The sequence below is a fragment of the Streptomyces sp. NPDC001980 genome, assembly GCF_040296885.1.
GTDB lineage: Bacteria > Actinomycetota > Actinomycetes > Streptomycetales > Streptomycetaceae > Streptomyces.
The window spans coordinates 1-25,710 of the sequence record NZ_JBEOYD010000023.1; the positions used below are offsets into that span (position 1 = coordinate 1).

General features: G+C 73.7%; 20 protein-coding genes. 8 read left to right on the forward strand and 12 right to left on the reverse strand.

Going from position 1 to position 25,710, the window contains the following annotated elements:
* Positions 1-331 precede the first annotated feature (331 nt).
* Both ABT137_RS30170 and ABT137_RS30175 read left to right on the forward strand, forming a co-directional pair.
* Positions 332-940, forward strand: a complete 609-nt coding sequence (locus tag ABT137_RS30170; protein WP_351714267.1) for a TetR/AcrR family transcriptional regulator — start codon at positions 332-334, stop codon at positions 938-940.
* The gene (locus tag ABT137_RS30175) at positions 937-3,774 is read left to right on the forward strand and encodes an ATP-binding protein (protein ID WP_351714269.1); all 2,838 of its coding nucleotides are present in this window, start codon (positions 937-939) and stop codon (positions 3,772-3,774) included. The genes ABT137_RS30170 and ABT137_RS30175 overlap by 4 nt, the downstream gene beginning before the upstream one ends.
* Here the strand turns inward: ABT137_RS30175 and ABT137_RS30180 are convergent.
* Positions 3,743-4,495 carry a class I SAM-dependent methyltransferase gene (locus tag ABT137_RS30180; RefSeq protein WP_351714270.1) on the reverse strand — a complete coding sequence of 251 codons (753 nt, stop codon included), beginning with the start codon at positions 4,493-4,495 and terminating at the stop codon, positions 3,743-3,745. The genes ABT137_RS30175 and ABT137_RS30180 overlap by 32 nt on opposite strands.
* A 128-nt stretch (positions 4,496-4,623) precedes the next feature.
* On the reverse strand, positions 4,624-5,019 hold the full coding sequence (locus ABT137_RS30185; protein WP_351714395.1) for a nuclear transport factor 2 family protein: 396 nt from the start codon (positions 5,017-5,019) through the stop codon (positions 4,624-4,626).
* A 70-nt stretch (positions 5,020-5,089) separates the two neighbouring features.
* Between ABT137_RS30185 and ABT137_RS30190 the strand changes: the two genes are divergently transcribed.
* Positions 5,090-5,668, forward strand: coding sequence for a PadR family transcriptional regulator (locus ABT137_RS30190; protein WP_351714271.1), 579 nt, complete (start codon positions 5,090-5,092; stop codon positions 5,666-5,668).
* A gap of 57 nt (positions 5,669-5,725) precedes the next feature.
* Here ABT137_RS30190 and ABT137_RS30195 read toward each other — a convergent pair whose 3' ends face one another.
* The 4 genes from ABT137_RS30195 to ABT137_RS30210 form a co-directional block, all read right to left on the reverse strand.
* A complete protein-coding gene (locus ABT137_RS30195) occupies positions 5,726-6,802 on the reverse strand; it encodes a C40 family peptidase (protein WP_351714396.1) in 1,077 nt (358 codons plus the stop codon).
* A 147-nt stretch (positions 6,803-6,949) separates the two neighbouring features.
* Positions 6,950-7,498, reverse strand: a complete 549-nt coding sequence (locus ABT137_RS30200; protein WP_502984595.1) for an RNA polymerase sigma factor — start codon at positions 7,496-7,498, stop codon at positions 6,950-6,952.
* A 45-nt stretch (positions 7,499-7,543) separates the two neighbouring features.
* Positions 7,544-8,209, reverse strand: coding sequence for a M15 family metallopeptidase (locus ABT137_RS30205; RefSeq protein ID WP_351714272.1), 666 nt, complete (start codon positions 8,207-8,209; stop codon positions 7,544-7,546).
* A gap of 85 nt (positions 8,210-8,294) precedes the next feature.
* The gene (locus tag ABT137_RS30210; protein ID WP_351714273.1) at positions 8,295-11,342 is read right to left on the reverse strand and encodes an AfsR/SARP family transcriptional regulator; all 3,048 of its coding nucleotides are present in this window, start codon (positions 11,340-11,342) and stop codon (positions 8,295-8,297) included.
* Between the two features lie 397 nt (positions 11,343-11,739).
* On the opposite strand from ABT137_RS30210, the gene ABT137_RS30215 reads away from it, so the two are divergent.
* From ABT137_RS30215 to ABT137_RS30225, 3 genes are all read left to right on the forward strand, one after another.
* Positions 11,740-12,675, forward strand: coding sequence for a hypothetical protein (locus ABT137_RS30215; RefSeq protein WP_351714274.1), 936 nt, complete (start codon positions 11,740-11,742; stop codon positions 12,673-12,675).
* Between the two features lie 87 nt (positions 12,676-12,762).
* Complete coding sequence (locus ABT137_RS30220) at positions 12,763-13,221, forward strand: hypothetical protein (RefSeq protein ID WP_351714275.1); 459 nt, start codon at positions 12,763-12,765, stop codon at positions 13,219-13,221.
* A 204-nt stretch (positions 13,222-13,425) separates the two neighbouring features.
* Complete coding sequence (locus tag ABT137_RS30225; RefSeq protein ID WP_351714276.1) at positions 13,426-15,474, forward strand: phosphocholine-specific phospholipase C; 2,049 nt, start codon at positions 13,426-13,428, stop codon at positions 15,472-15,474.
* A 119-nt stretch (positions 15,475-15,593) separates the two neighbouring features.
* On the opposite strand, the gene ABT137_RS30230 is transcribed toward ABT137_RS30225, so the two are convergent.
* Both ABT137_RS30230 and ABT137_RS30235 read right to left on the reverse strand, forming a co-directional pair.
* Positions 15,594-16,523: a DMT family protein gene (locus ABT137_RS30230; protein WP_351714277.1), complete on the reverse strand. Its 930-nt coding sequence runs from the start codon at positions 16,521-16,523 to the stop codon at positions 15,594-15,596.
* Positions 16,520-17,314 carry a phosphatase PAP2 family protein gene (locus tag ABT137_RS30235; RefSeq protein WP_351714278.1) on the reverse strand — a complete coding sequence of 265 codons (795 nt, stop codon included), beginning with the start codon at positions 17,312-17,314 and terminating at the stop codon, positions 16,520-16,522. The genes ABT137_RS30230 and ABT137_RS30235 overlap by 4 nt, the downstream gene beginning before the upstream one ends.
* Before the next feature lie 224 nt (positions 17,315-17,538).
* On the opposite strand from ABT137_RS30235, the gene ABT137_RS30240 reads away from it, so the two are divergent.
* Positions 17,539-18,153: a TetR/AcrR family transcriptional regulator gene (locus ABT137_RS30240; protein ID WP_351714279.1), complete on the forward strand. Its 615-nt coding sequence runs from the start codon at positions 17,539-17,541 to the stop codon at positions 18,151-18,153.
* A gap of 154 nt (positions 18,154-18,307) precedes the next feature.
* On the opposite strand, the gene ABT137_RS30245 is transcribed toward ABT137_RS30240, so the two are convergent.
* The 3 genes from ABT137_RS30245 to ABT137_RS30255 form a co-directional block, all read right to left on the reverse strand.
* On the reverse strand, positions 18,308-19,390 hold the full coding sequence (locus tag ABT137_RS30245) for a DUF2510 domain-containing protein (protein ID WP_351714280.1): 1,083 nt from the start codon (positions 19,388-19,390) through the stop codon (positions 18,308-18,310).
* 76 nt (positions 19,391-19,466) lie between these two features.
* Positions 19,467-20,609 carry an anhydro-N-acetylmuramic acid kinase gene (locus ABT137_RS30250; protein ID WP_351714398.1) on the reverse strand — a complete coding sequence of 381 codons (1,143 nt, stop codon included), beginning with the start codon at positions 20,607-20,609 and terminating at the stop codon, positions 19,467-19,469.
* 4 nt (positions 20,610-20,613) lie between these two features.
* Positions 20,614-21,918: an MFS transporter gene (locus tag ABT137_RS30255; RefSeq protein WP_351714281.1), complete on the reverse strand. Its 1,305-nt coding sequence runs from the start codon at positions 21,916-21,918 to the stop codon at positions 20,614-20,616.
* Positions 21,919-22,099: 181 nt separating this feature from the next.
* Here ABT137_RS30255 and ABT137_RS30260 point away from each other — a divergent pair, with 181 nt between their 5' ends.
* Positions 22,100-24,781, forward strand: coding sequence for an ATP-binding protein (locus ABT137_RS30260; protein WP_351714282.1), 2,682 nt, complete (start codon positions 22,100-22,102; stop codon positions 24,779-24,781).
* 85 nt (positions 24,782-24,866) lie between these two features.
* Here the strand turns inward: ABT137_RS30260 and ABT137_RS30265 are convergent, their stop codons facing one another.
* Positions 24,867-25,658: an SDR family NAD(P)-dependent oxidoreductase gene (locus ABT137_RS30265; RefSeq protein WP_351714283.1), complete on the reverse strand. Its 792-nt coding sequence runs from the start codon at positions 25,656-25,658 to the stop codon at positions 24,867-24,869.
* Positions 25,659-25,710: the final 52 nt, after the last annotated feature.

Genomic DNA, 25,710 nt, shown 5'->3' on the forward strand with positions numbered 1-25,710 from the left:
GGAGCGGGCCGCGGAACTCGGCGGCCGACTGGAATGGGACTGCCCCGCAGGTCCCGAGGGCGGGGGCACGACGCTCGTGTGGCGGGTGCCGGTGGGGGAGCCGTAGCGCCGCGTCGCCGTGCCGCCCGCTCGGAACCACGGTGCGTCCGGTGCGTCGGTGATGGCCTTGACCCCGCCGTGGGCCGCGTGGCCGCCGTCGACGGTGATCTCGGCGCCGTTGGTGCAGCCGGACTCGTCCGAGAGGGGGGCGGTCCGGCGTGGGCGGCCGGTGCCGGGCGAGGCCGGAAACCGGTCCGACCAAACGCAGGACTCTTGCGTTAAGGTGTCCGTCATGAGTACCGAGCCGGTGCGCCGGCGTCCCGGCGGCCGCAGCGCCAAGGTCCGGTCCGCCGTCACGGCGGCCACCGTCGAACTGCTCGCCGAGTCAGGCCTGGACAAGTTGAGCATCGCGGAGGTGGCCGCGCGCGCCGGAGTGCACGAGACCTCGATCTACCGGCGCTGGAAGACCCGTGAACGGCTCGTCCTGGACTCGATGATCGAGCTCAGCGACGAACTGCTCGCGGTCCCCGACACCGGTTCGCTGCGCGGGGACCTGGTCGCCCTGGGACAGCGGATCGTCGGCTACGGAACCTCTCCGCTGGGTTCGGCACTCGTACGGAGTCTCGCCGCCCACGACAACGACGCCGATGTCGCGCGGATCCGGCACGAGTTCTGGGAGAACCGCCTCACCGTGGCCGAGGTCATGACGGAACGCGCCAAGGCCCGGGGCGAACTCCCCGCCCACGTCCCCGGCCGCACGCTGCTGGAACTGTTCGTCTCGCCGATCCACTTCAGACTGCTGCTGACCCGTCAGCCCGTGGACAGCCGTTACCTGGAGCTGATCGCCGACACCACGGTCGCGGGCGTGACGGCGCTCCCGCCACGACGGGAGGCTCCGTGACGTCCCCCGCACCTCCGGCCGGCGAGGGCGCCGTTCACCTGGACGCGGGGACCGGCACGGGACCGGGCGTCCGCCTCGTCGGGCGGTCTGCGGAGCTGGCCCTGCTCGACGGGTTCCTCGCCGCCGCCGTCACCCGGGGCGCCGCGCTGATGCTGACCGGCGACGCGGGCGTCGGCAAGAGCGCCCTGCTGGACGCCGCGGCGGCGCGGGCGGCCGAGCGGGGCTTCCGGGTCGTGCGGGTCGTGGGCTCGGCGTTCGAGGAGAGCGTCAGCTTCTCGGCCCTGCACCAGATGCTCCAGCCACTGGCGGACGAGATGGCCGCGTTGCCCGCCCGCCAGGCGAGCACGCTCCGCGCGGCCCTCGGCCTGTCCGACGAGCAGCCGGCCGAACTCCTCGCCGTGTCCGGCGCCGTCCACACCCTGCTGTCCCGGACCGCGGCCGCCTCCGGCCCCGTCGCGCTGGTCGTCGACCAGGTGACCTGGCTCGACCGCCCCAGCGCGGTCGTCCTGGCGAACCTCGCCCGCCACGTCCGCAGCAGCCCGCTGGCCCTGCTGGCCGCCTCCCGGACCGGTGACGAGTCCTACCTGGGCGGCACCGGCCTGCCCACCCACGAGGTCCGGCCGCTGGACACGGAGTCCGCGAACCGCCTGGTGACGGAGCGGTTCCCGGCCATGACGCCGAGGGTCCGCCGCCGGCTGGTCACCGAGGCCGCCGGCAACCCGCTGGCCCTGCTGGAGCTGCCGGCCACCCTCGACGAGGCACAGCTGACGGAACGCGGACCGCTGCCGGCCGCGCTGCCCCTGTCGGAGCGGCTGCAGAAGATCTACGGCGACCGGGTCGGCAACCTGCCGGAACCGACGCGCGACCTGCTGCTGCTCGCCGTCCTCGACGGCTCCGGCCGCCTGGGCATCCTCCAACGGGCCGGGAACGGCGACGTCCTGGCCGCCCTCGGCCCCGCCGAACAGTCGGGCCTGGTACGGGTGGATGCCACGACCGGCCGGCTCGTCTTCCGGCATCCGCTGACCCGGTCCGCGGTCCTGGAGCTGTCGACGGGCGCCGAACGCAGGCGCGGGCACCTGGCCCTGGCCCGGGAGTTCCCGGCGGGATCCGAACACCGGGCCCGGCACCTGGCCGACGCCACGATCGGGCCGGACGACGAGGCGGCCGCCCTCCTGTACGAGGTCGCCCACCGCACCCTGGGCCGCGGTGACGCCGTCGGTGCCATCACCACCCTGCTGCGCGCCTCCGAACTGAGCCTCGACGGGGCGGCCAAGGCCAGGATGCTGACCGAGGCGGCCTGCCTGGGCGCCAACATCACCGGCGACCTGCGCAACGTACGCGCCCTGCTGGCCGACGCCGCGCTCGCCGACCCCACGGACCCCGACTCCCTGGCCGCCGCGACCGCCGCGGCCAGTCAGCTCGTCAACGGAGAGGGCGACGCCGACACCGCTCACAAACTCCTCGTCGGCGCGATCGGCGGCAGGAATCCGCAGAACCGGTTCAGCACCGACGTCCTGCACGAAGCGGTGCTCACCCTGGTCCGGGTGTGCTTCTACAGCGGCCGGCCGGAGCTGTGGCGGACCTTCGACGACGCGGTCCGCGAGACTCCGTCGACGGCCGACGAGCCGCTGCTGCCGGTGCTCCGCGGCGCCCTCGGCGATCCCGTGCACGCGGCGCTGCCCGTGCTGGACACGCTCGACGGCCTCCTCGCGGACCTGCACCGCGAGACCGACCTCAGAAGGATCATCGGTGCGGCGGCCGCGGCCACCTTCGTCGACCGCCTGCCCGGCTGCCGCAGCGCCCTGCGGCGGGTCATCGACAGCGGCCGCGACGGAGGTGCCGTCGCCGCCGCGATCGAGGCGAGCTTCATGCTCGCGATCGACGCCTATTTCTCCGGACAGTGGGACGACATACCGGGGCTCACCGAGGAGGGGCTGCGCTGGTGCGACCGGCACAGCTACCGGCTCACGGCGCAGCCCTGCCGGTACCTGCGAGGGCTGCTGGCCGCCGCCCGGGGCGACACCCGCACCGCGCTGACCGTCGCCGACCGCCTGGTGTCCTGGGGCAGCCCCCGGCGACTGGACACACTGGGCGTGTACGCGGCCCACATCAGGGCGATGTGCGCGCTCGCCGACGCCGACTTCGAGAGTGCCTACCGGCAGCTGGCGTCGGTCGTCACCCCGGGCGAGCTGCCGCCGTACCAGCCCCATGTCCTCTGGTTCTTCCTGGACTTCGCCGAGACCGCTGCCCGCACCGGCCGCCACGCGGAGGCCGCCGCCCACGTGGCCGCGGTCCGGGAGACCCACACCCCCGCCATCTCGCCCCGCCTGGCGATGCTGACCGACGCCGCCCAGGCCGTCGCCACCCCGGACGTCGTCGCCCACGACCTGTTCGAGCGCGCCCTCGCCACCCCGGACGCGCAGCGCTGGCCCTTCGAATGGGCTCGGATCAGCCTGCTCTACGGCGAACGGCTCCGCAGGGCCAAGGCAGGCGTGGCGGCCCGGGTCCATCTCGACGCCGCCCTCACCACCTTCCGACGCCTGGGCGCCGCCCCCTGGACCGCGCGGGCCGCGAACGAACTGCGGGCCAGCGGCATCGCCGTCGCCGGTACGGCGTCCGGAGCGCACCGCGCGGCCCTGCTCACCCCCCAGGAACTGAAGACGGCCCAACTGGCCGCCACCGGGCTGACCAACAAGCAGATCGCCGCCCAGCTCTACCTCTCGCCCCGCACGGTCGCCACGCACCTGCGCAGCGCCTTCCCGAAACTCGGCGTCTCCTCCCGCGCCGGCCTGCGCGACGCCCTCACCGGCCGGCCCCAGGACGGGCGGTACTGAGCAGCATGTACGGCGCCCGGCCCGGCCCGGCCGCCCGGTCGGGCCCGGCCACGGCCGGGGTGACGGTGACGGGTGCGGCGAAACCGGCCCCGGTGAGCAGGGCGGTGTAGGCGGACACGGAGCGGAAGTGGCAGACCGTCGTGACCGAGCCGCCGTCGAGCCGGCGCAGCTCGGTGGGCACCGGCGCCCCCTCGGCATAGGACGCGCCGGGCTCGCCGTACCGCAGCGTGGTGAACTGCTCTCCCACCGCGCCCGGGTTGAGGTCGGCGAGGACATAGGGGGCGCCGGGCCGGAGCACCCGGTGGATCTCGGCGGTCAGCGCGGCCAGCCGCAGGTCGTCGGGGTCGGTGCAGTAGACCAGGCAGCAGACGGCCGCGTCGACGGTGCCGTCCGGGATCCAGGCCAGCGAACGGCCGTCGAAGCGGCGGTAGTCGACGCGCGGGTGCGGGCGGTCGGCGCGGGCGATGTCCAGCATGTGCACCGAGGGGTCGACGCCCTGCACCGACCAGCCGCCGCCCTCGGCCAGCTCCAGGGCGAGCGCGCCGGTGCCGCAGCCGATGTCGAGGACGGTCGCGCCGGGATCCGGGGGAGTGCCGACCCGGTCCAGGACCGCGGGGAAGATCAGCTGCCGGGCCAGCCGCATGTCACGGTCGCGGTAGGCGGCCGCCGCCGCGGGGGTGTCCCAGGCGAGCGCCTGCGGCCGGTCGGAGGAAGGGGTCATGGCACGAGTCTTGTGGCCGGCTCCCGGGCGCCGCCAGTCGCTCGATCGGGCGACACGGTCTCCCGGCCGGGCGACACGGTCCCTCGACGGGGCGGCGCGGGAGCCGGGCCCGCCGCGCTCCACCGGGGTCACTGCGCGGCGGCGGCCTCCTGGGCGATCTGCTCGAACCGGGCGCCCATCGCCTCGGACAGCGCCTGCGCGGCCGACAGCGGACGCACCATCACCGTGAACTCGTCGATCTTCCCGTCCGCGTCGAAGTGCAGGAAGTCGCAGCCCTGGAGCTGCTTGCCGGCGACCGTCGCCGTGAACACGAAGGCGTGGTCGCGGCCGTCCGGGTTCGCGATCTCCCGTACGTAGGCGAAGTCCTCGAACACCTGCGACACCGCGCGCAGGATCGCGGCCGTGATCGCCTTGCCCGGGTACGGCTTGAAGACGACCGGGCTGGTGAAGACGACGTCGTCGGCCAGCAGGGCGGCCACGGCATCCATGTCGCCGTTCTCGACGGCCTTGCGGAAGGGGTGCACAGGGTGCGCGGAATGCATGGTCCACCTCACCTAGTCAAAAAGTTGATTAGGTGCATGCTAGCGTGCACTCATGGCTCTGCGGAATGCGGTGATGGCCGCCCTCCTGGAGGGCGAGGCCTCCGGGTACGACCTCGCCAAGGGATTCGACGCGACGGTCGCCAACTTCTGGACGGCGACGCCCCAGCAGCTCTACCGCGAACTGGAGCGCATGGCGGCCGAGGGGCTGGTCACCGCCCGCGTCGTCGAGCAGGAACGCCGCCCCAACAAGAGGCTGTTCTCGCTCACCCGGGCCGGCCGCGACGCGGTCCGCGCGTACACGGCCGAGCCCCCGGCCCGGCCGTCCGTGGTCCGCGACGAACTGCTGGTCAAGGTGCAGTGCGCGGACGCCGGCGACCTCGACGCGGTCCGCACCGCCGTCGCCGAGCGCATGGAGTGGGCCGCCGCCAAACTGGCCCGCTACGAACGGCTCCGGCAGCGCCTGCTCGCCGGCCGCTCGGAGGAGGCGTACTTCGCCGAGGCGGAGCGCATCGGCCCGTACCTCACCCTGCTGCGCGGGATGTCCTTCGAGCGCGAGAACCTCCAGTGGGGGGAGCTGGCCCTGCGCAGACTCGAACAGCGGGCGGCCCTTCATAAGCAACAAAGTGAGTAGGTCTCTGGATGCGGATGGGGTGCCCGCCTCGGCGGGCACCCCGTGGTCGGGCTCGGGTCAGCAGGTCGCGACCCCCGGCAGCCAGGCCGGGCCCTTGAGGTAGATGTTCGTCATCCACGCGCCGTTGGTCAGCTTGGACCAGGCGTCGTTGGTGTACCCCTCGGCGGTGACCGTCTGGGCGTGCGCCTGGCACACCACGTTGACCGTCGTCGGCTGCGGGAAGTAGTCGACGACACCCGCGTTCACGTTCGGCTCGCTGTGCGTGCGCACGCCCGTGCCCCAGGTCTGGAACGCCGTGCTGCCCCCGCTCGGCGGCGGCGGGTTGTCGCCGCCGCAGTCCGGGATGCCGGGCAGCTCGGCCGGGCCCTTGATGTAGATGTTGGTCATCCAGGAGCCGTCGGCCAGCTTGGCCCAGATGTCGTTGGTGTAGCCCTCGGCGCTCACCTCCTCCGCGTGCTCCTGGCACTGGACGGAGATCTGCGTGGGACCGGCGAAGGTGTCGACGACCGAGGCGTGCACGCTCGGCGTGGAGTGCGTGTGCACCCCCGTGCCCCAGGTCTGGAACGTCGAACCGCCGTTCGCCGGCGGCGGCACCGGCGTGCCGGACGGGTTGATGCGGATCGCGCCCGCGTAGTCCCCGCCCGTGCGGACCGGGGTCACCCGGATGTGAGTGCCCGACTCGTACGCCTCGACCATCTGTCCCGCGCCCAGGTACATGGCGACGTGGTGGATGTACCCGCTGCCCCAGAACATCAGGTCACCGGGGACCAGCGGGGCCGTGCCCTGACTCGCCGAGAAGCGGGCCGAGGCCTGCCGGCTGTGGAACTGGTCGTCGGCGGTGCCGTTGAGCAGGTCCGAGCCGGTCGCCCGGTAGTACGCGTACCGCATCAGGCCCGAACAGTCGAAACCCATGCGCTCGTTGTCGTGCAGGCTGTCCGGGTCGGAGCCGTCGTAGTAGCCGTACGTGGCCCCGGGCGTGGCGCCGTGGCCGCCGCCCCAGCTGTACCAGACGCCGATCTGGGAGCAGGCCGCCGCGACGGCGGCCTGCGCGGTGGCCGAGGCACCGGAGGCCAGCACACCGCAGGAGGTGTCCTGGGCCGCGGCGTGCGCGGTGACGGGCAGTAGCGGGGCCATGGCAAGGGCCGCGACCGCCGCGAGCGTCCTGGCAGGCGTGATGAGGTTCAAGGCGTACATCCTTCGTCGACGTGGAGCCGGGTGCGGGGGTCGGGCGGATCCACCGGGTGCCGCGCCCCACCCCCGTCGGGGCGCGGCACCCGGAGCTCAGCCGGCCAGCGCGGCGCGCATCTTGGCCAGCGCCCGCATCCGGTTGCGCTGGACGGTGCCGCGATGGGCGCCGAGCCGTTCCCCGGCCGTGTCGTGGGTGAGCCCCTCCAGGTCGACGAGGATCACCGCGGCCGCCTCCTTCGGCGAGAGCACGCTCAGCAGCGCGAGGGCGGTGGCCGAGGCCTCGTAGGTGCCGAGTCCGCCGTCCCAGCCGGCCTCGGGCAGCCGGTCGGTGGTGCGCTCCCGGCGGGAGGGGTGCAGCCAGGAGTCGCGCAGCAGGTTCAGCGCGACCGTGCAGGCGTAGGCGTACGGGTGCTGCTGGGGCGTCAGGTTCCGGGCGCGGGCCCGCCGGGAGAGCCGCAGATACGTCTCCTGGAGGAGGTCGTCGGCGTCGTGCGGATTGCCGGTCAGGGCGAGCAGCCGTCTGCGCAGTCTGGGCATGTCGGCGGTGAAGCGGGCGTCGAACTCTCCCGGGCTCATGGACTCGACGACGGTGTTCACCTCGTCGCGCGGGTCCTGCGTACACGTGCCGCCGTGGCTTTCCATGGTCGTCCCCCGATGGTCGTTGGTGGCGAGGAAAAAGATGTCCGGTCAGGCGGGCCGGACGGGTGCGGCGGCGGGCCCGTAGCGGGCGGCCGGTGCCCCGCTCAGCAGGGCCCAGTACCGGTCGCCGTAGGACCAGTGCCACCACTCCGTGGGGTAGTTGACGAAGCCGGCCGTGGTCAGCGCCCGGTTCATCGACGCGCGGTGGGCGCGCGCCTCGGCGCCGACGTTCGGCGCCGCGGTACGGCAGGCGCCCGCGCTCTCCTCCGGGGTGGCGTTGACTTCCGTGCCCAGCGGCAGCTCGGTGCCGTCGGCCGTGCACAGGGTCAGGTCCACCGCCCCGCCGCTCACGTGCGGGGCCACCTCCGGCGGGGAGATGTAGGCGCTGGCCAGCTCGCGGATCCGGTCCGGACCGGCGTCGGGGTGGGCCGCGCGCAGGGTCGCCGCGTACTGCTCGAAGTAGCGGCGCTGCAGGTCGGGCGGCCGGTACCCCTCGACCACCAGGAACCGGATCCCGGCGGGCAGCAGCGACTGCGCCTGGAGTAGCCGGCGCAGCGCCCCGAGGCGCAGGTGCGCGAAGCTGCCGTCGGCGTCGGCCTGCCGGAGGTCGATCCGCAGGCCGGGTGTCTCCCGCAGGTCGACCAGCGGTTCACCGCACTCCTGCTCGGTGACCTCGGCGACCCGGGAGTCGGAGAGCGTGATGATGTCCGTCACGCAGAACAGCGTGCCCGGGGCCCCTGCAATTGCTCTGCAGCTTCCCTGCAAGCGCGTCACCAGGCCTTCTGCAGCCGGGGTTCGGCTAGGGCGTCTCGTCCCCCGCTCGCTCCCGCGCCTCCCGCCCGCCCACCGACCGGAAGACCTCCAGCGCCTCCGCCCGCGCCGCCCGCGCCCGTTCCGTCTCGCCGTCGGCCGACCACACCCCGGCCAGGTCCCACACCGTGCGGGCCCGCCACAGCGGCAGCCCCAACTCCGCCCAGAGTTCCGCCGCCCGCTCCAGCGGCTCCCGGGCCGCCTCGGTGTCACCGGCCGCCAGCCGCAGCTCCCCGAGCGTGCGCAGCGCCAGCGCCTCGCCGAACCGGTCCTGGCGCTCCCGGGCCACGGCCAGGCAGCGCATCAGCCGCCGCCCCGCCTCCGCCGGCCGGCCGGTGCGCAACTCCACCTTGGCCAGCGCCTGTTCGGTGTACATCACGCCGAAGGTGTCCTGCAGGCCGGTGAAGATCCGCAGCGCGTCGAGGAAGAGCCGTTCGGCGTCGGCGTACCGGCCCTCGGCCCGGTCGCACAGGCCCAGCGAGCGCAGGGTGAGCCCCTCGCCGTGCAGGTCGGCCGACGCCCGGTACAGCGCGAGGGCCCCGGACAGCGCCGCCCGGGCCTGCGGGCCGCGCCCCTGCTCGCGGTGCACGTAGCCGATGCCGTACAGCACGCCCGCCCGGGCACCGGCGTCGCCCGTGTCGCCGTACCGCTCAAGCGCGGCCTCCAGCAGCTCCAACGCCTCGGCATAGCGGGCCTGTTCGCGGCGGGCGGTGCCCATCCCGGCGAGGGCCACGGCCGCCCCGTCCGGCAGCCGCTCCCCGAACAGCCGCAGCGCGTCCGCGAAGTAGGCGTAGGAGTCCTCGAACCGGTCCTGCTCGTAACGGAGTTGACCGAGCCCGGCGAGGAGCCAGGCCTCGCCCTCCACGTCACCGCCGCGCCGCACCGCAGCCATCGCCGCCGTGTGCGCGCGGGACCAGGCGTCGAACTGGTTGTACAGCGCGGCCGAACTCGCGATCAGCGCCCCGGCGAGATCACGGGCGGTGCGGGCCATGCCGTGGTCGGCGCAGTGCGTCACGGCGGCCAGCAGTCCGGCCTGCTCGGCGGCGAACCAGGCCGCGGGCCGGGCGAGGACCGCCTCCTCGATCTCCGGGCCGAGCGGGCGGACGGCGGCCGGTTCGGGGAAGTGGCGGGTCGCGCCGCCGGGCCCCCGGGCGGCGGCCTTCCGCGCGAGGTCCAGCCAGCTCGCCGCCAGCCGCGCCACCGCGGCCGCGCGGTCCTCGGCGCTCTCCTCGACGAGGCAGCGCTCGCGGGCGTGTTCGCGGGCGAGGTCGTGGATGCGGTAGCGGGCGAGGCCGGTGCCGTCCGCGCCGACCACGTCGATGAAGTGGCAGTCCACCAGCCGCTCGACGGCCTCCTCGGCCTCCTCCGTCCCTATGTCGAGCAGGGGAGCGGCGATCCAGGCCGCGAAGTCGGGCAGGTCCAGCAGGGCGAGGCGGCGCAGGGCCCGGCGCTCCTGCGGATCGAGGTCCGAGTAGCCGAGCTCCAGGCTGGCGCGCAACTCCAGGTCCCCCGCACTGAGTTCGTTGAGCCGGCGGCGCTCGTCGCGCAGCCGGCCGACGAGCCGGCCGGGTGCCCAGTGCGGGCGGGCGGCGAGGCGGGCACCGGCGATCCGCACCGCGAGCGGCAGCCGCCCGCACAGGGCGACGATCTCGGCGGCCTGCTCCGGCTCCGCCCAGCTCCGTCCGGCACCGGCCACCCGGCGGAGCAGGTCGAGGGCCTCGGCCTCGTCCGGGGCGGCGAGGTCCAGATGGGCGGCGCCCTCCAGCGCCACCAGCCGGCGGCGGCTGGTGATCAGCACCGCCGAACCGGGGCCCGGCGGGAGCAGGGGCCGCAGGTGCGCCTCACCGGCCGCGTTGTCCAGGACGATCAGGGTCCGCCGGTGCCCGATGTGGGTGCGGTACAGGCCGGTCAGCTCCTCGACGCCGGAGGGCAGCGTGTCGGGGTCGACGCCCATCGCCCGCAGCAGCCGGGCCAGCGCGTCGGCGGGTTCCAGCGGGGTGGTGTCGGCGGCCCGCAGGTCCACGAAGAGACGGCCGTCCGGGAAGAGGTCGGCGGTGCGGTGGCCGACATGCACCGCGAGGGCGGTCTTGCCGATGCCGGAGCGCCCGGAGATCACCCCGATCGGCGGCGCGGTCCGGCCGGTGTCGCCGACGCCCCGCACCAGCTCCGTCGCCCACTTGACCTGCTCCGCCCGGCCCACGAAGTCGGCGATGTCGGGCGGGAGATGGGAGGGCGCGGGGCGCGTCCGCCCGCTTCTGGGAGCCGGTACCGGCCGGGTGGCCCGCCCGGTCCCCAGCACGCCGGTGTCATGGGTGAGGACGGCCTGGTGCACCGCCCGCAGCTCCGGCCCCGGGTCGATGCCCAGTTCGTCGCGGAGCACCGACCGGCCCTCCTGGTAGACGCGGAGCGCGTCGGAGACCCGGCCGGTGCGGAACAGCGCGGTCATCAGCTGGCCGCGCGGCCGCTCCCGCAGCGGATGCGCGGCCACATGGGCGAGCAGCGGAGCGATGGTGCCGTCCGCCCGGTCCAGTTCCAGGTCCAGCCCGAAGGACTCCTCCTGGGCCACCAGCCGCAGCTCCCCGAGCCGGGCCGCCTCGATCCGGGCGAACGACTGGCCGAGCCCCTCCAGCGCCTCCCGGCCGCGCCACAGCCCCAGCGCCTCGGCGAGCACGTCGGCGGCCTCCTCCGTGCGCCCCAGGGACCGCCCGGCCGCGAGGAGTTCCTCGAAGCGGCGGGCGTCGACCCGGTCCGCGGCGAGCTCGGCGACGTAGCCCGGGGGGCGGGTGCGGATCACCTCGTCCGTGCCGACCCGGGCCAGGGCCCGGCGTACGGCGGAGACATGGGTGGCGACCAGGGCGCCCGCGGTGGCCGGTGCCTCCTCGTCCCAGACGAAGTCCACCAGGCGCTCGGTGGAGATCACCTCGCCCAGATGGACGACGAGAGCGGCGAGGACGGCCAGCGGCCGGGAGCCGCCGAGCGGGGCCCGCCTGCCCCCCTCCCAGACCTCCACCGGGCCGAGCAGACGTACTTCGAACATCGGTCCCCGATCGCCGCCCCGCGAATGGCGACAACGATATCGGCGGCCACCGTCCGGGCAGAGCGACAGCCGGGCCGTCGTGTCCGGAACCGTTCCGTCCCACCTGCCGGACGGAACCGCCGCGAGGCCCGGTATGCCGAACGGGAACGGGGCCCGTCGGCGCCGCGGGAGCCGTTCTCCCTCCTGCCGCAGTTGGCTGGTTTCTGTGGGTGGCCATAGCGGCCCCTGTGCGGGAGACGGCCCGCCTCCGGCCCTCGTATGACCGCGTACCCGGATCCGCCGCGAAATCCGTGGCGCCGGAAATTCTTCGCGGCCGCATGTCATACGAACGCCCTGCCGGCGGCGTCAACGGCCCGTAAGCACCGAGCCGTTCGCCGTACGCCCAGGGAGTCGCCCGATGAAGCGCACCGCCTTCCGCCGAAGGACCGCGCAGCTGAGCGCCGCCGCCGCCGTGGCCGCGCTCGCCCTCACCGGCTGCTCCCGGGCGTCCGGCGACGGCTCGGCCCCCGCCGCCGCGCACCGGGTCCGCGACCTCACCTACGCGGAGGACCTGCGGGTCTCGGACGCCGAACAGCGTCTGGTCGCCCGGTGCATGGCCCGCCACGGGTTCCGCTACTGGACGGACCGCCCGCTGAGCCTGGCCGAGAGCAGGCCGCTCGGCTACGTCCAGGACGACGTGCGCTGGGCCCGTACCTACGGATACGGCAGCCGGATCGCGGCGAAGGAGGACCGCGCCCGGCTGCGCAACCCCAACAGCGCCTACCGCAAGGGCCTCAGCGCCACCCGGAAGGCCGCGTACGACACCGCTCTCGACGGCGGCCGGCAGGCCGAACTGCTGCGCACCGACGTCCCGGGCGGCGGCAAGGTCAGCAAGCAGACCGGCGGCTGCGACGGCGAGGCGGAGCGGCAGCTCTACGGCGATCCGCAGACCTGGTTCCGGCTCGACACCACGGCGAGCAACCTGCGCCCGCTCTACGTCGGCAAGCTGCTGCACGACCGGCGGTTCACCGCCGCCGTGCACGCGTGGTCCGGCTGCATGAAGTGGGCCGGCCACCCCTACCCGGACCCGGACGCGGCCCGGCAGGCCACCCGGGAGCACCCCGCGGTCCAGACCCGGGCCGAAGAGGACCGGAGCTTCGCGGCCGAGACCCGGATCGCGGTCGCCGACGCCACCTGCGCCCGCGAGGTCTCCCTCAAGTCCGTGGGCCAGGACCGCGAGGCCCACTATCTGGCCCAGCTGGACGGCGAGTACGGCGCCCGGCTGGACGCCTACCGGCAGGTGCGCCTCAGGGCGCTGGAGCGCGCCGAGCGGATCGTGCCCGCCCGCACCTGACACCTGCCGCGACCCCATGACTCCGCGGCGCCCGCCGCGGCCCTCTCCCACACCGACCGCCTCCGACGAGGCAGAACGGGACTCATCATGCGCAAAATGACCCTCGCCCTCACCACGCTGGCCCTCGCGGCCGTCGGCTTCGCCGTGCCGGCGACCGCCCACGCCTCCGCCGGCTGCAACGCGGCCTGGCCGGGCCGCGACGGCAACGTGCGGGCCTGGAAGGACTGGGACTGCGCCGGCGGCCTGCTCGGCGTCAGCGCGGGCAACGACGCCAACTGGAACGACAACTCCGGCGGTTTCCAGGCCGGCGCCGGCAACGCCGCCTCCTCCGTGATGAACAGCGGTTACGTCGGCGGCAAGGACGTCGTCGCCTTCTACTACTACGCCAACTACTCGGGCGGCTACGGCTGCCTCAAGCCGGGCGAGCTCTACGTGGACGACCTCACCCGCGACCACTTCACCGACGGCCACCCCATGAACGACAACATCCTGTCCCACCAGTGGGTGACGCAGAGCGCCTGCGCCGCGGGATCGTTCATCAGCTGACGCCGGGCGACCGGCCGTGGTCACCGCCCCTCCGCCGCGGTCGGCTCCGTCTCCTTACCGATTACCTACCTCACGTACCGCCGAGTTTCACATCAGCGCCATCAGACCCTTCCCTGACGTTCGATGCCCTTGGAACACTCGCACCCGCGCACAATCCGCCCTGTTCCGGCCATCCCGTGCGTCAGGATGAGAGGTCGCTCACCCATGCCCGAAGTCAACCGGCGCCGATTCCTCCAACTCGCTGGCGCCACCACGGCGTTCACCGCGCTGTCCAGCAGCATCCAGCGCGCCGCCGCGCTGCCCGCGAACCACCGCACCGGGTCGATCGAGGACGTCGAGCACATCGTCGTCCTGATGCAGGAGAACCGGTCGTTCGACCACTACTTCGGCACCCTCAACGGCGTCCGCGGCTTCGGCGACCCCCGCTCGGTCACCCAGAACAACAAGTCCGTGTGGAAGCAGTCGAACGGCACGAAGGACATCCTGCCCTTCCACCCGGACGCCGACGACCTGGGCCTCGCCTTCATCCAGGACCTCCCGCACGGCTGGAACGACACGCACACCGCCGTCGACGCCGGCAAGTACGACAAGTGGGTGCCGGCCAAGGGCACCACCACCATGGCGTACCTGAACCGCGACGACATACCGTTCCACTACGCCCTCGCCGACGCCTTCACCATCTGCGACGCCTACCACTGCTCGTTCATGGGCTCCACCGACCCGAACCGCTACTACATGTGGACGGGTTACACGGGCAACGACGGCCGGGGCGGCGGCCCGGTCCTCGGCAACGACGAGGCCGGCTACAGCTGGACGACCTACCCGGAGCGCCTGGAGAAGGCCGGCGTCTCCTGGAAGATCTACCAGGACGTCGGCGACGGCCTGGACGCGGCCGGCGGCTGGGGCTGGATCCAGGACGCCTACCGCGGCAACTACGGCGACAACTCGCTGCTCTACTTCAAGCAGTACCAGAACGCCCAGCCCGGCGACCCGCTGTACGACAGGGCCCGCACCGGCACCGACGCCACCAAGGGTGAGGGCTTCTTCGACCAGCTGAAGGCCGACGTCAAGGCCGGCAAGCTGCCGCAGATCTCCTGGGTGGTCGCCCCCGAGGCCTTCACCGAGCACCCCAACTGGCCCGCGAACTACGGCGCCTGGTACGTCTCCCAGGTCCTCGACGCGCTCACCGCCGATCCCGCGGTGTGGGCGAAGACGGCCGTGTTCATCACGTACGACGAGAACGACGGCTTCTTCGACCACCTGATCCCGCCGTTCCCGCCGTCCTCCGCCGCGCAGGGCAAGTCCACGGTCGACCCGAGCCTGGACCTCTACAAGGGCGACGCGAGCCGGCCCGCCGGCGCCTACGGCCTCGGCCAGCGCGTCCCGATGCTCGTCGTCTCCCCGTGGAGCAAGGGCGGCTACGTCTGCTCCGAGACGCTCGACCACACCTCGATCATCCGGTTCATGGAGGCCCGCTTCGGCGTCCACGAGCCCAACATCTCGCCCTGGCGGCGCACCGTCAGCGGCGACCTGACCGCCGCGTTCGACTTCTCCCGCAAGGACACCAAGCCGGTCGCGCTGCCGTCCACGGACGGCTACCGGCCGCCGGACGGCAACCGCCACCCCGACTACGTGCCCACCCCGCCGGCCAACCCGGCGCTGCCGAAGCAGGAGCGCGGCTCGCGGCCCACCCGGCCGCTGAAGTACGCCCCGCTGGTGGACGGTTCGCTGGACGCGGCGGCCGGCAAGTTCACGCTCACCTTCGCGTCGGGCGCGCAGGCCGGTGCCGCCTTCCTGGTCACCTCCAACAACCGCGCCGACGGTCCCTGGAGCTACACCACCGAGGCCGGCAAGTCCGTCTCCGACACCTGGAACTCGGTGTACTCGGGCGGCTCGTACGACCTGACCGTGCACGGCCCGAACGGCTTCCTGCGGACCTTCCAGGGCCCCGGCAAGGTGGCGGGCCCCGAGGTCACCGCCCGGCCGCACGGCGACGACATCGAGCTGACCTTCACCAACAAGGGCAGCGGCACGGTGAAGCTGGCGGTGGCCGACGGGTACGGCGGCCGGGGCCGCACGTTCACGGTGCGTGCCGGTGCCGTCGTGACGCACATCGTGCACCTCAACCACAGCGAGCGGTGGTACGACCTGACGGTCACGTCCGAGGCCGACGCGAGCTTTGCGCGGCGGTTCGCGGGGCACGTGGAGAACGGGGAGTCCGGGGTCAGCGACCCGGCGATCATCACGGTGTGAGGTCCGCCTGAGGGGGTGCGGGGAGCGGTTGTGTGGCGGCTGCGGGCGAGTCGTGGCTGGTCGCGCCCACGCGGCGGCAGCCGCACAGTCGATACAGCCCCGCGCCCCTGACGGGGCGCTTAGAGGGCCGTGAGTTTTTTCGGCTCCGGCGATTGCCGGGGGAGCAGGGTCGGGTCCAGGGCCAGGACCGCTGCCACCGGGTGTTCCTCGTCCGGTTCGGATACCGGCATGGGGGTCACCCGGGTCAGCAGGACCACGCCCCAGGAGGCGAGCCCCGCGCCCGTCAGGGCGAGCAGGATGCCCCATGCGCCGTCCTGGAGGCCCTGGCCCAGCAGGGTCAGGCCGATGACCGCCGCCGCCAGTGGGTTGGAGAGGGTGACCATGGCCAGCGGGGCGCCCAGGCCGCCGCGGTAGGCCGTCTGGGAGAGCAGCAGGCCGCCCACCGCGAACGCGGCGACCAGCAGGGCGACCACGATCACCTCGACGCTCAGGGCCGGGCCCGAGCGGTCCGTCGCCGCCACCGTCACCGTCTGGGTGAGGGCCGAGGCGACGCCCGAGGCGAAGCCGGACGCGGTCGCGTGCCGCAGGCCGGGGCGGGTGCCGGGGCGGGACAGGAAGCCGATCAGGGCGGCCGTCGTACCGGCGACGGCGAGGGCCTCGGTGAGGCTCAGGACCTGGTGGGGTGCGGGGCCGGAGGCCGTGATCAGGAGGGCGCCGAGGCCGAGCAGGGTCAGGGCGGTGCCCCGCCACTCGGTGGCGGTGACCCGGCGGCCGGCCACCCGGGCGCCCATCGGTACGGCCGCGACCAGGGTCAGCGCGCCCAGCGGCTGTACGAGGGTCAGCGGGCCGTACTTCAGTGCGACGACGTGGAGCAGGGCGGCGCCGGCGTTCAGGCCCACCGCCGCCCACCAGGCACCGGAGCCGAGCAGCCGCAGCAGGCCCGCGCCGGCGGTCTTCGAGGCGAGGCGTTCCTGGGCCACGGCGGCGGCCGCGTAGGCGACGGCCGAGACCAGGGAGAGGACGACGGCGATCAGGGCCGCGGCGCTCATCGGCCCGCCCCCACCAGTGCGGGCTCCTCGGAGACGAGGTGCCGGGTGCCGCGCCCAGCCGTGGTGGCCGTGCGGTGCGGGGGGTGGATGAGGGCGAGAGCGGCGCCGAGCATCGCGGTGGCGACGATCGCGTCCAGCCAGTAGTGGTTCGCGGTGCCGACGATCACGAGGAGGGTGATCGCGGGGTGCAGCAGCCACAGCCAGCGCCATCGGGAGCGGGTGGCGACGATCAGGCCGATCGCGACCATCAGGGCCCAGCCGAAGTGCAGCGAGGGCATCGCCGCGAACTGGTTGGACAGGTGGTCGCTGGAGGGCGGGCCGTAGACGGAGGGGCCGTAGACCCGGGCGGTGTCGACGAGGCCGGTCGCCGCCAGCATCCGGGGCGGTGCCAGCGGGAACGTGAACGGCAGCACCAGGGCGGCCGCGGTCACCAGGGCGAGGACCCGGCGGGCCCAGACGTAGTGCGCGGGGCGCTTCAGGTAGAGCCAGACCAGGAAGGCCAGCGTGGCCGGGAAATGAACGGTGGCGTAGTAGGTGTTGGCCAGGTGTACGAGGGTGTCGCCGTGCAGCAGTGCGGACTGCACGTCGACCTCCGAGGGCAGGTGCAGCGTCCGTTCCAGGTCCCAGATCCGGTGGGCGTTGTGCAGGGCCTCGGCGGTATGGCCGGTGGCCAGTTGGCGCCCGAACTTGTAGACGAGGAAGAGCCCTGCGACGAGCAGGAGCTCACGGACGAGCGGCGGCCGGGCTATCGCGCCCGGCTCCGCTGCTGCCGGCTCGGACTGGGATCTCATCCCAGGCCCCCTCACTGACGGTGGTGCTGTGCGAGTCCCGGACGGTGGCCCGAACTCTTCGATACGGAAGCGTACCGATACGCCACTGTACCGATACGGTCGAGTACCGGTACAGTGGCGTATCGATAGACGTAGGCCACACTGGTTGTAGGTTTCCGCGCCGGTCGAACGGCGGGCGGGGCGGAAGTGATCCGCACGTGATGAACGAGTGAGGAGCAGGGCACATGACGTCGCAGGCCGCGGACGGACCGGACATGGTCGCCGCCTCGCGCCGCTCCAAGATCACGCCGGAGCGTGAGCGGGAGTTCTTCGACGCCGTGCTCGAACAGATCCGCGAGTGCGGCTACGACTCCGTCTCCATGGAGGGGATCGCCGCCAGCACCCGGTGCAGCAAGTCCACGCTCTACCGGCAGTGGAAGACGAAGCCGCAGTTCGTCGCGGCCGCGCTGCGGGCCAACCGCGAGGTGCGCTTCGCCGGCGTCGACACCGGGTCACTCGCCGGGGACCTGCGCGAGGTGGCGCGGACCGCGGGCGACTGGTCCCGCAAGGACACCAAGCTGCTCTCGGCGCTGGGCCACGCGCTCCACTCGGACGCGGAACTGGCGACGGCGCTGCGCGAGGCGCTCGTCGAACCCGAGGTCGCCGCGCTCCAGGAGATCCTGCGCCGCGGTGTCCAGCGCGGCGAGGTGCCCGAGGGGCATCCCGCGCTGGACTACGTGCCCGCCATGATGTTCGGCGTGCTGCGGGTGCGGCCCGTGCTCACCGGCGAGTACGCCGACGCCGACTATCTCGTCCGCTTCGTGGAGGCCGTCGCGCTGCCCGCACTCGGACTGACATGAGACCCAGGCCGCCGTCCACGGGATGACTGGACGGCGACCTGCTCGCGCCGCACCGTGGGGACGGGGGCGGCGCGCACCCCCCGGCCGGGTGGGGTGCCCCTTTGAGCGGAGGGGCGCTCCACCCGGCCGACTGGTGTTCCGGGACCGGTGCGGGTCAGACGTTGGAACCGCTGCCGCTGCCCGAGGACACCTTGATCCCGCTGGTGATCGTGTCGATGACCGACTCCTTCTGGCCGACGTCGATGCCGAACCGGACCACGACGATCTGCGCGGAGTTCGCGGGCGACGGGAAGGCCAGCGACTCGACGTAGCCGTCGGCGCCCTTGCTGGTGATCGCCTTCCAGCGGACCATGTACCCCTTCTGCCCGGCCACGGTGACCGCCTTGGAGGCCAGCACCTGGTGCGAGGTGATCGAGCCGTAGGTCTTGCCGCCGTACGATTCCGTGGCGTTGGCCGAGATGTCCGCCTTGGCAATCTCCTCGGCCGTGGTCCCCTTGGTGCCCAGCACCACCGCGGGCGCCGAGTAGGCACCGCCGGCGGTGCAGGTCTGCGAGGTGTCGCCCGGGCACTTGTAGGAGTCGTCGGAGCTGACGTTGGCGCCGTAGCTGATCGCCTGCCCGGTCCAGCCGTCCGGCACCGGGATGCTGATGGCGTTGATCGAGTCCGACACCGTGCCGCCGCCCTTGACCTTCGGCGCCTCGGACTGGCCCGGCGACGGCGACGCGCCCCCGTCGGTGCCACCGGAACCCGAGCCACCGCCCGACCCGCCGAACGGGAAGCCCTGACCGCCGTTCTGCCCGCCGCTCTGCCCCTCGGGACCGCCCTGGCCGAAACCGCCCTGACCGCCCGAGCTCTGCGGCGAGGCCTGCTGGTCGCCGCTGCCGTTGCCGGTGAGCGCCCAGGCACCCACCCCGATCGCGGCGAGGACCGCCACGGCGACGCCGACGGCGATGCCGGTACGCAGCCCGCGCCTGGCGGGGGCCGGCGGCTGCGCCGGGTAGCCCGGATAACCCGGGTAGGCGGGGTAGGCCCCGTCGGCCGGGTACGCCGGGTGGGCCCCGGCGGCCGGCTGGGCCTCGTCGGCCGGCGGCTGCGGCGGGGGACCCCAGTCCGCGGCCGACCCGGCGGGCCGGGTCTGCTCCGTCCAGGCCTTGCCGTCCCACCAGCGTTCGGTGGCCGGACCGTCACTTGTCTGCCCGGGATCGGGATACCACCCGGGGGGAGTCACCTGCGTCATGCCCCCACCGTATGAGGCATCGGTGAAAGTCGGATGAGAGGATCCGGCAATGTTCGTACGAGCGGTCCGGCACACCTCATTCGAGCTGTAGCCGGACCGGTGGCGCCGGTGCCGGCGGGGGCAGACACAGGCCGTTCCGCCCCGGGGTCAGCGTGCCCAGGATGCTCGGGTGCCGGGCGCCGGTGGCGGCCGGGGCCGTCCCCGCGAGGCCGTGTGCGGTGAGGAAGCCGAGGACCGCGAAGGCGTACGCCTCCTTCGCCGCCGCGGGCATCCCGAGTTCGTCCGAGACGCGCACCGGGATCTCCGGGAGCAGACCGCGCAGCGTCCGCATCAGCTCCGGGTTGCGGGTGCCGCCGCCCGACGCCACCACCTCCGTCGCCGCCACGCCCCGCACCGCGTCCGCCACCGTCCGGGCGGTCAGGTGGGTGAGGGTCGCCAGCGCGTCCTCGGCCGGGATCCCGGCGGGCGCCCGCCAGTACCCGGCGTGGAACAGCTCCTTGCCGGTCGTCTTCGGCGCGGGCAGCGCGTAGTAGGGCTCCGTCAGCAGCTCGTCGAGCAGCGGTCCGTGCGGACGGCCGCGCGCCGCCAGCGCCCCGTCCACGTCGTACGTCAGCCGGCCGCCGGTGAACTCCCGGACGGCCGCGTCCAGCAGGGCGCACCCGGGCCCGGTGTCGAAGGCCGTGCCGTCGGGCGCGGTGAGGTTGGCGATCCCGCCGAGGTTCAGCGCCACCGGCGTCCCCGGCCGCCCGCGCAGCCACAGCAGGTCGACCAGGCTGACCAGGGGAGCCCCCTGGCCCCCGGCGGCCACGTCCCGCGGCCGGAAGTCGGCGACCACCGGCAGCCCCGTCGCCTCCGCGATCCACGCCGGCTGCCCGAGCTGGAGCGTGCCGTGCACCCGGCCGTCCGCCACCCAGTGGTAGACCGTCTGCCCGTGCGAGGCCACCAACCCGGCCCGGCCGCCGCACAGTTCGCGGTCGGCCCGGACCGCCGCAGCCGCGAACGCCTGCCCGATCCGGGTGTCCAGCAGGCACACCCGCGCCAGCGGCACGGCGGCCGGCGGCAGTGCCCCCGCGAGCGCCTCCCGCAGCTCCTCGTCGTACGGAGTGCTCACCATGCCCAGCGGCTTCAGCAGCAGCGTGCCGTCCAGCAGTCGCAGTTCGGCCGCCGCCGCGTCCACCGCGTCGTACGACGTCCCGGACATCAGGCCGATCACCAGCACCGTCTCACCCTGCCTCTCCACCCGCCTCGCGACCCGCCTCGGTCCGCGGCGACCCGAGCAGCGCGAGCACGCTGACCGCGCAGGTCGCCGCCGCGTAGTAGCCGGGAACGTCCAGATTCCCGGTGCGCCGCACCGCCTCCGTGATGATGAGGCCCGCACAGCCCGAGAACACGGCATTGGACAGCGCGTAGGCGAGTCCGAGGCCCGTGCAGCGGGACCGCGCCGGGAACATCTCGGCCAGCAGCGCGGGCCCCGGCCCCGCCATCAGCCCCACCACCGCGCCCGCACCGCACAGGGCCGCCCCCTTCACGGCGGCCGGGGTCCCCGGATCCTGGAGGAGGTGCAGCAGGGGCAGCGCCAGCAGCACCACGAGTCCGGCGCCCGCCAGCATCACCGGCCGCCGCCCCACCCGGTCGCTGAGCAGCCCCGCCGGCAGGATCGCCGCCGCGAACCCCAGGTTCGCCACCACGGTCGCCAGCAGCGCCGTACGGAAGCCGGTGTGCAGGGCGGCCTGGAGGTACGACGGCAGCACCACCAGGAAGGTGTACCCGGCCGCCGACCAGCCCATCACCCGGGCGGCGGCCAGCGCGATCGCCCGGACCGGCACGCGCTCGGATCGCGCGGCGGCCACGGCCGGCTCCCGGAACTCCGGCGTCTCGTCCAGCCCGATCCGCAGCCACAGCGCGAGCGCGCCCAGCGGCAATGCCAGCAGGAACGGCAACCGCCAGCCCCAGGAACCGAACTGGTCCACCGTCAGGAGCGTGGACAGCCCCACCGCCACGCCCGCCCCGCCCAGCAGCCCCAACGCCACGGTGAACGACTGCCACGCCCCGTACAGCCCCCGCCGCCCCGGCGGCGCGAACTCGGTCAGCATCGCCACGGCGCCACCGAACTCTCCGCCAGCCGACAGTCCCTGAACCACTCTCAGGAACGTCAGCAGCCATGGCGCGAGCGCACCGGCCTGCGCGTACGTCGGCAGCACGCCGATCAGCGCCGTCGCGCCCGTCATCAGCGCCACCACCAGGATCAGCACCGGCCGCCGGCCCAGCCGGTCCGCCAGCCGGCCGAACAGGGCCGCGCCCAGCGGACGGAAGAAGAACGCCAGCCCGAAGGAGGCGTAGGTGCGCACCAGCCCCTCGGCCGCGCTGCCGCCCGCCGGGGTGAAGAACCGCTCGGCGACGACGGTCGCGACATAGCCGTAGACACCGAACTCGTACCACTCGATGAAGTTCCCCACCGAGCCCGCCGCCAGCGCCCGGAGGGGCCGGTTCCGCTCCCGTACTGCCCGATCTTCGAAAGTCAGCTTCATGTCCCTGCCCGTTGACGGTCCGTTCGCTGCACAGCGGCAGGTCGGGGCCGTCCCGCGTCGCCCGGCCGCACCCGCTTTCACCCGTCACGGCCACAGCTGTCCGGACCCGCCTCCGGACAGCCAACAGGACGGCTACGCTCGTGGTCTGTACGTCGTTCGGGCGACTTGGGGAGGTAGCAGGATGACGGAGGAGCAGCCCCCGGGAGGCGCCTCGGCCCGCCTCTGGGAGCGCGAGGAGGAGATCGCCGCCGTCACCGAGGCGCTCGACGTCCTGTGCGCCGACCGTTCCACGTCAGGGAACCTGCTGGTGATCCGCGGCGAGGCCGGGCTCGGCAAGACCGCGCTGCTGGCCGAGACCCGCCGCATCGCCGAACGCCGGGGCTGCACCGTCTGGTCCACCCGCGGTGTGGAGACCCTGCGCAGCGTCCCTTTCCACGTGGTACGGCAACTGCTCCAGCCCGCCCTGGTCTCCCTGCTGCCCGAGGAGGCCAGGGAGTACCTCGGCGACTGGTACGAGATCGCCGGCCCCGCCCTCGGCATCACCGACCCCGGGGACCGCCGGGCCGACCCGCAGGGCGTCTGCGACGGCCTGGTCGCCGCCGTCCGCCGGCTCGCCAAACGCGACTGGCCGCTGGTCCTGCTGATCGACGACGCGCACTGGGCCGACCAGGAGACCCTGACCTGGCTCGCCGCCTTCGTGGAACGTCTCGACGACCTGTCCGTCCTGGTCCTGGTGGCCCGCCGCCCCGGCGAGGTCAACGGCGACAGTGCCCGCTACCTCGACGCCGTGGCCGCCGCGGCCGGCCGCCCCGTCCGCACCATCAGCGCGCTCACCCCGGACGCCACCGCCGGCCTCACCCGCGCCACCCTCGGCGAGCACGCCGACGCCCCGTTCTGCCGCGAGGTCTGGGCCGTCACCGGCGGCAACCCCTACGAGACCGTCGAGCTCCTCGCCAAGGTCCAGGACAGCGAGGTCGAACCCGTCGAGGCCCGGGCCGGCGAACTGCGCGCCCTGAACCGGTCGGCCAGAGGCGGCGGACTCGTCACCCGCCTCGAAGGCCTCGGCGTCGACGCCACCCGGTTCGCCTGGGCCGCCGCCATCCTCGGCACCGGCATCTCCGTCGGTCTCGTCGCCCAGCTCGCCAGCATGGCCGTGGACGACGCCGAGCGCTGCGCCGAACTGCTGCGCACCGCCCGTATCCTCACCGCGCCCGACCCGGCCGGCTCCCGGACCCACACCGGCGACCTGGAGTTCGTCCACCCGCTGATCGCCACCGCCGTCTACAACTCCATCCCGCCCGCGATGTGCACCGCCATGCACGGCATCGCCGCCCAGATCGTCCTGGACGACGGCCGCGGCATCGCCGAGGCGTCCCGCCATCTGCTGAAGGTGCACCCGGACGACGACGAGGAACTCGTCGAACAGCTGCGCGACGCGGCCAAGGAACACCTCGCCGTCGGCGCCCCGGACGCGGCCCGCCGCTGCCTCGAACGCGCCCTGCGCGAACCGCCCCTCCCCGAGGTCCACGCGCGCGTGCTGTACGAACTGGGCTGCGCGACCCTGCTCACCAAGCCCGCCGTCACCATCGGCCATCTGCAGAGCGCTCTCGGCATGCCCGGCCTCTCCGGCCCCGAACGCGTCGACGCCGTCTTCCGGCTCTCCCAGGCACTCCTCCACAACGACCAGCTGGAGGAAGCCGTCCGCGCGGTCGAGGCGGAGGCCGCCCGGCACGAGGAAGGACCCGCGAAACTCCGGCTCCAGGCCGTCCAGTTCATGTGGGAGGGCATCGCCGGCGAGGCCGTCTCCCCACGCCGCTCCGAACGGCTCGCCGACCTCGCCGCCACCTGCACCGGCCGCGACAACTCCGAGCGCGCCCTGCTGATGCTGCGCGGCTTCGACCTCCTCATCCAGGGCGAGAACGCCGAGGAGGTCGTCGAACTGTGCGACCGCGCCCTCGTCAACGGCCGGCTCGCGCCCGGCCTCGGCTGGACCGACACCGAGTGGGGCATCGAACTCCTGCTGATGCTCGCCAACTCCTACGTCTACACCGACCGCCTCGACCGCGCGGAGAGCCTGTACAACGAGGCCCTGCGCGCCTACGAGTCGTCCGGCTGGAGCGGCGGGCACCTCGCCCTCGCCCATGCCTACGTCGGCCTCGGCCATCGCAGGCGCGGCCGGCTCCGGGACGCGGAGACCTCCCTGCGCGAGTCCCTGCGGATCGCCGAGCGGGTCGGCCGCCGGCTGCCCCTCTACTGGACCGCCACCTGCAACCTCGTCGACACGCTGCTCGCCCGCGGCCATGTCCAGCAGGCCTGGGAGACCGCCGAACAGTACGGCTTCGCACCGCCGTACCCCTCCACCATCGTCATGCCGGACCCGCGGTCGGTGCGCGGCCGGCTGCTGCTCGCCGTCGGCCGCACGGACGAGGCCGTCAACGAACTGGAGGCGGCGGAGAAGGCGGCCGCCGCGCGCGGCCACTTCAACCCCGTGGTCGTGCCCTGGGCGCTCGACCTCGCCCGCGCCCTCGCGAGCGAGGATCCGGCGCGGGCGGCCCAACTGGCGGGCGACGCGCGACGGCAGGCCGAGCGGTTCGGCACGGACACCGCCATCGGCGAGGCGTTGCGGTGCGCCGCCGCGTTGGAGACCGGGCAACGCCAGGTGCGGCTCGCCTCGCAGGCGGTGGCGTATCTGGAGGCCTCGCCCTGCCAGTACGAGCATGCGGCGGCGCGGGTCGAGTACGGGATCGCTGCGCGGTCGGTGGCCGAGCTGAACAGGGGGCTGGCGTTGGCTCGGTCCTGTGGGGCCGATGGGCTGGTTGCTCAGGCGCGGGAGGTTTTGGATACCGGGCGGGGGTTGCGTTGAAGGGTGCGGGTTGTATGTGGCTGGTCGCGCCCACGCGGCGGCAGCCGCATATCGATACAGCCCCGCGCCCCTAAAAGAAGGGGCGCTACAGGGACAGGAGTTGATCAGTCACCGCTGACAGGCGTTTCTGCACCTCTCGGTCGTACGTCGCCTCGTGTGCCCTGGCCGGGCTCGTGCCGTCGAAGTAGCCGCCCGTTCCCAGGTTCTGCGTCGCCAGGGCCAGTACCCCCGGCGCACCGTCCGCCACCGTGCTCCACGGTGCCACCCCGCCCTCCCTCACCATCGCCGTGTCCATGAAGGTGGCTGGGTGCAGGACATTCACTGCGACGCCCGTGCCCGCCAACTCCTCCGCCAAGGTGAAGGTATGGGCCGCCAGGGCGAACTTGGCACGGCAGTACGCCGCGAAGCCCTGGTAGCCGCGGGTGAATTCGGGGTCGTCGAAGTCGAGGGGTTCCTGGCCCGCCGAGCCGACATTCACGATCCGCGCGGGGGTACGCGTGCGCAGCACCGGAAGCAGGGCGTGCGTGAGGGCCACCGGGGCCAGGTAGTTGACGGCCAGGCGCAGCTCGTGGCCGTCCGTGCTCGGTTCGCGGCCCGAGCCGGGGGCACCGGCGCCGACGCCCGCGTTGTTGACCAGTACGTCCAGGTCGGGATGGGCGTCGGCGACCCGCGCGCCCAGTTCGCGGACCTGGGCCAGCGAGGCCAGGTCCGCGACGAAGCCCTCCGCGGCGCCCTCGGTGCGCAGCTCGTCGACCAGTCGCTCGGTACGGCCCGGATCGCGGCCGTGGGCGAGGACGAGGTGTCCGGCGCGGACCAGTTCGAAGGCGACGTACCGGCCGAGCCCGGAGGTGGCACCGGTGATCAGAACAGTGGACATGCCGTCAGCCTAGGCGCGGGACGGTGCCGGGTGGGTGGTGCCGCTGGAGGTA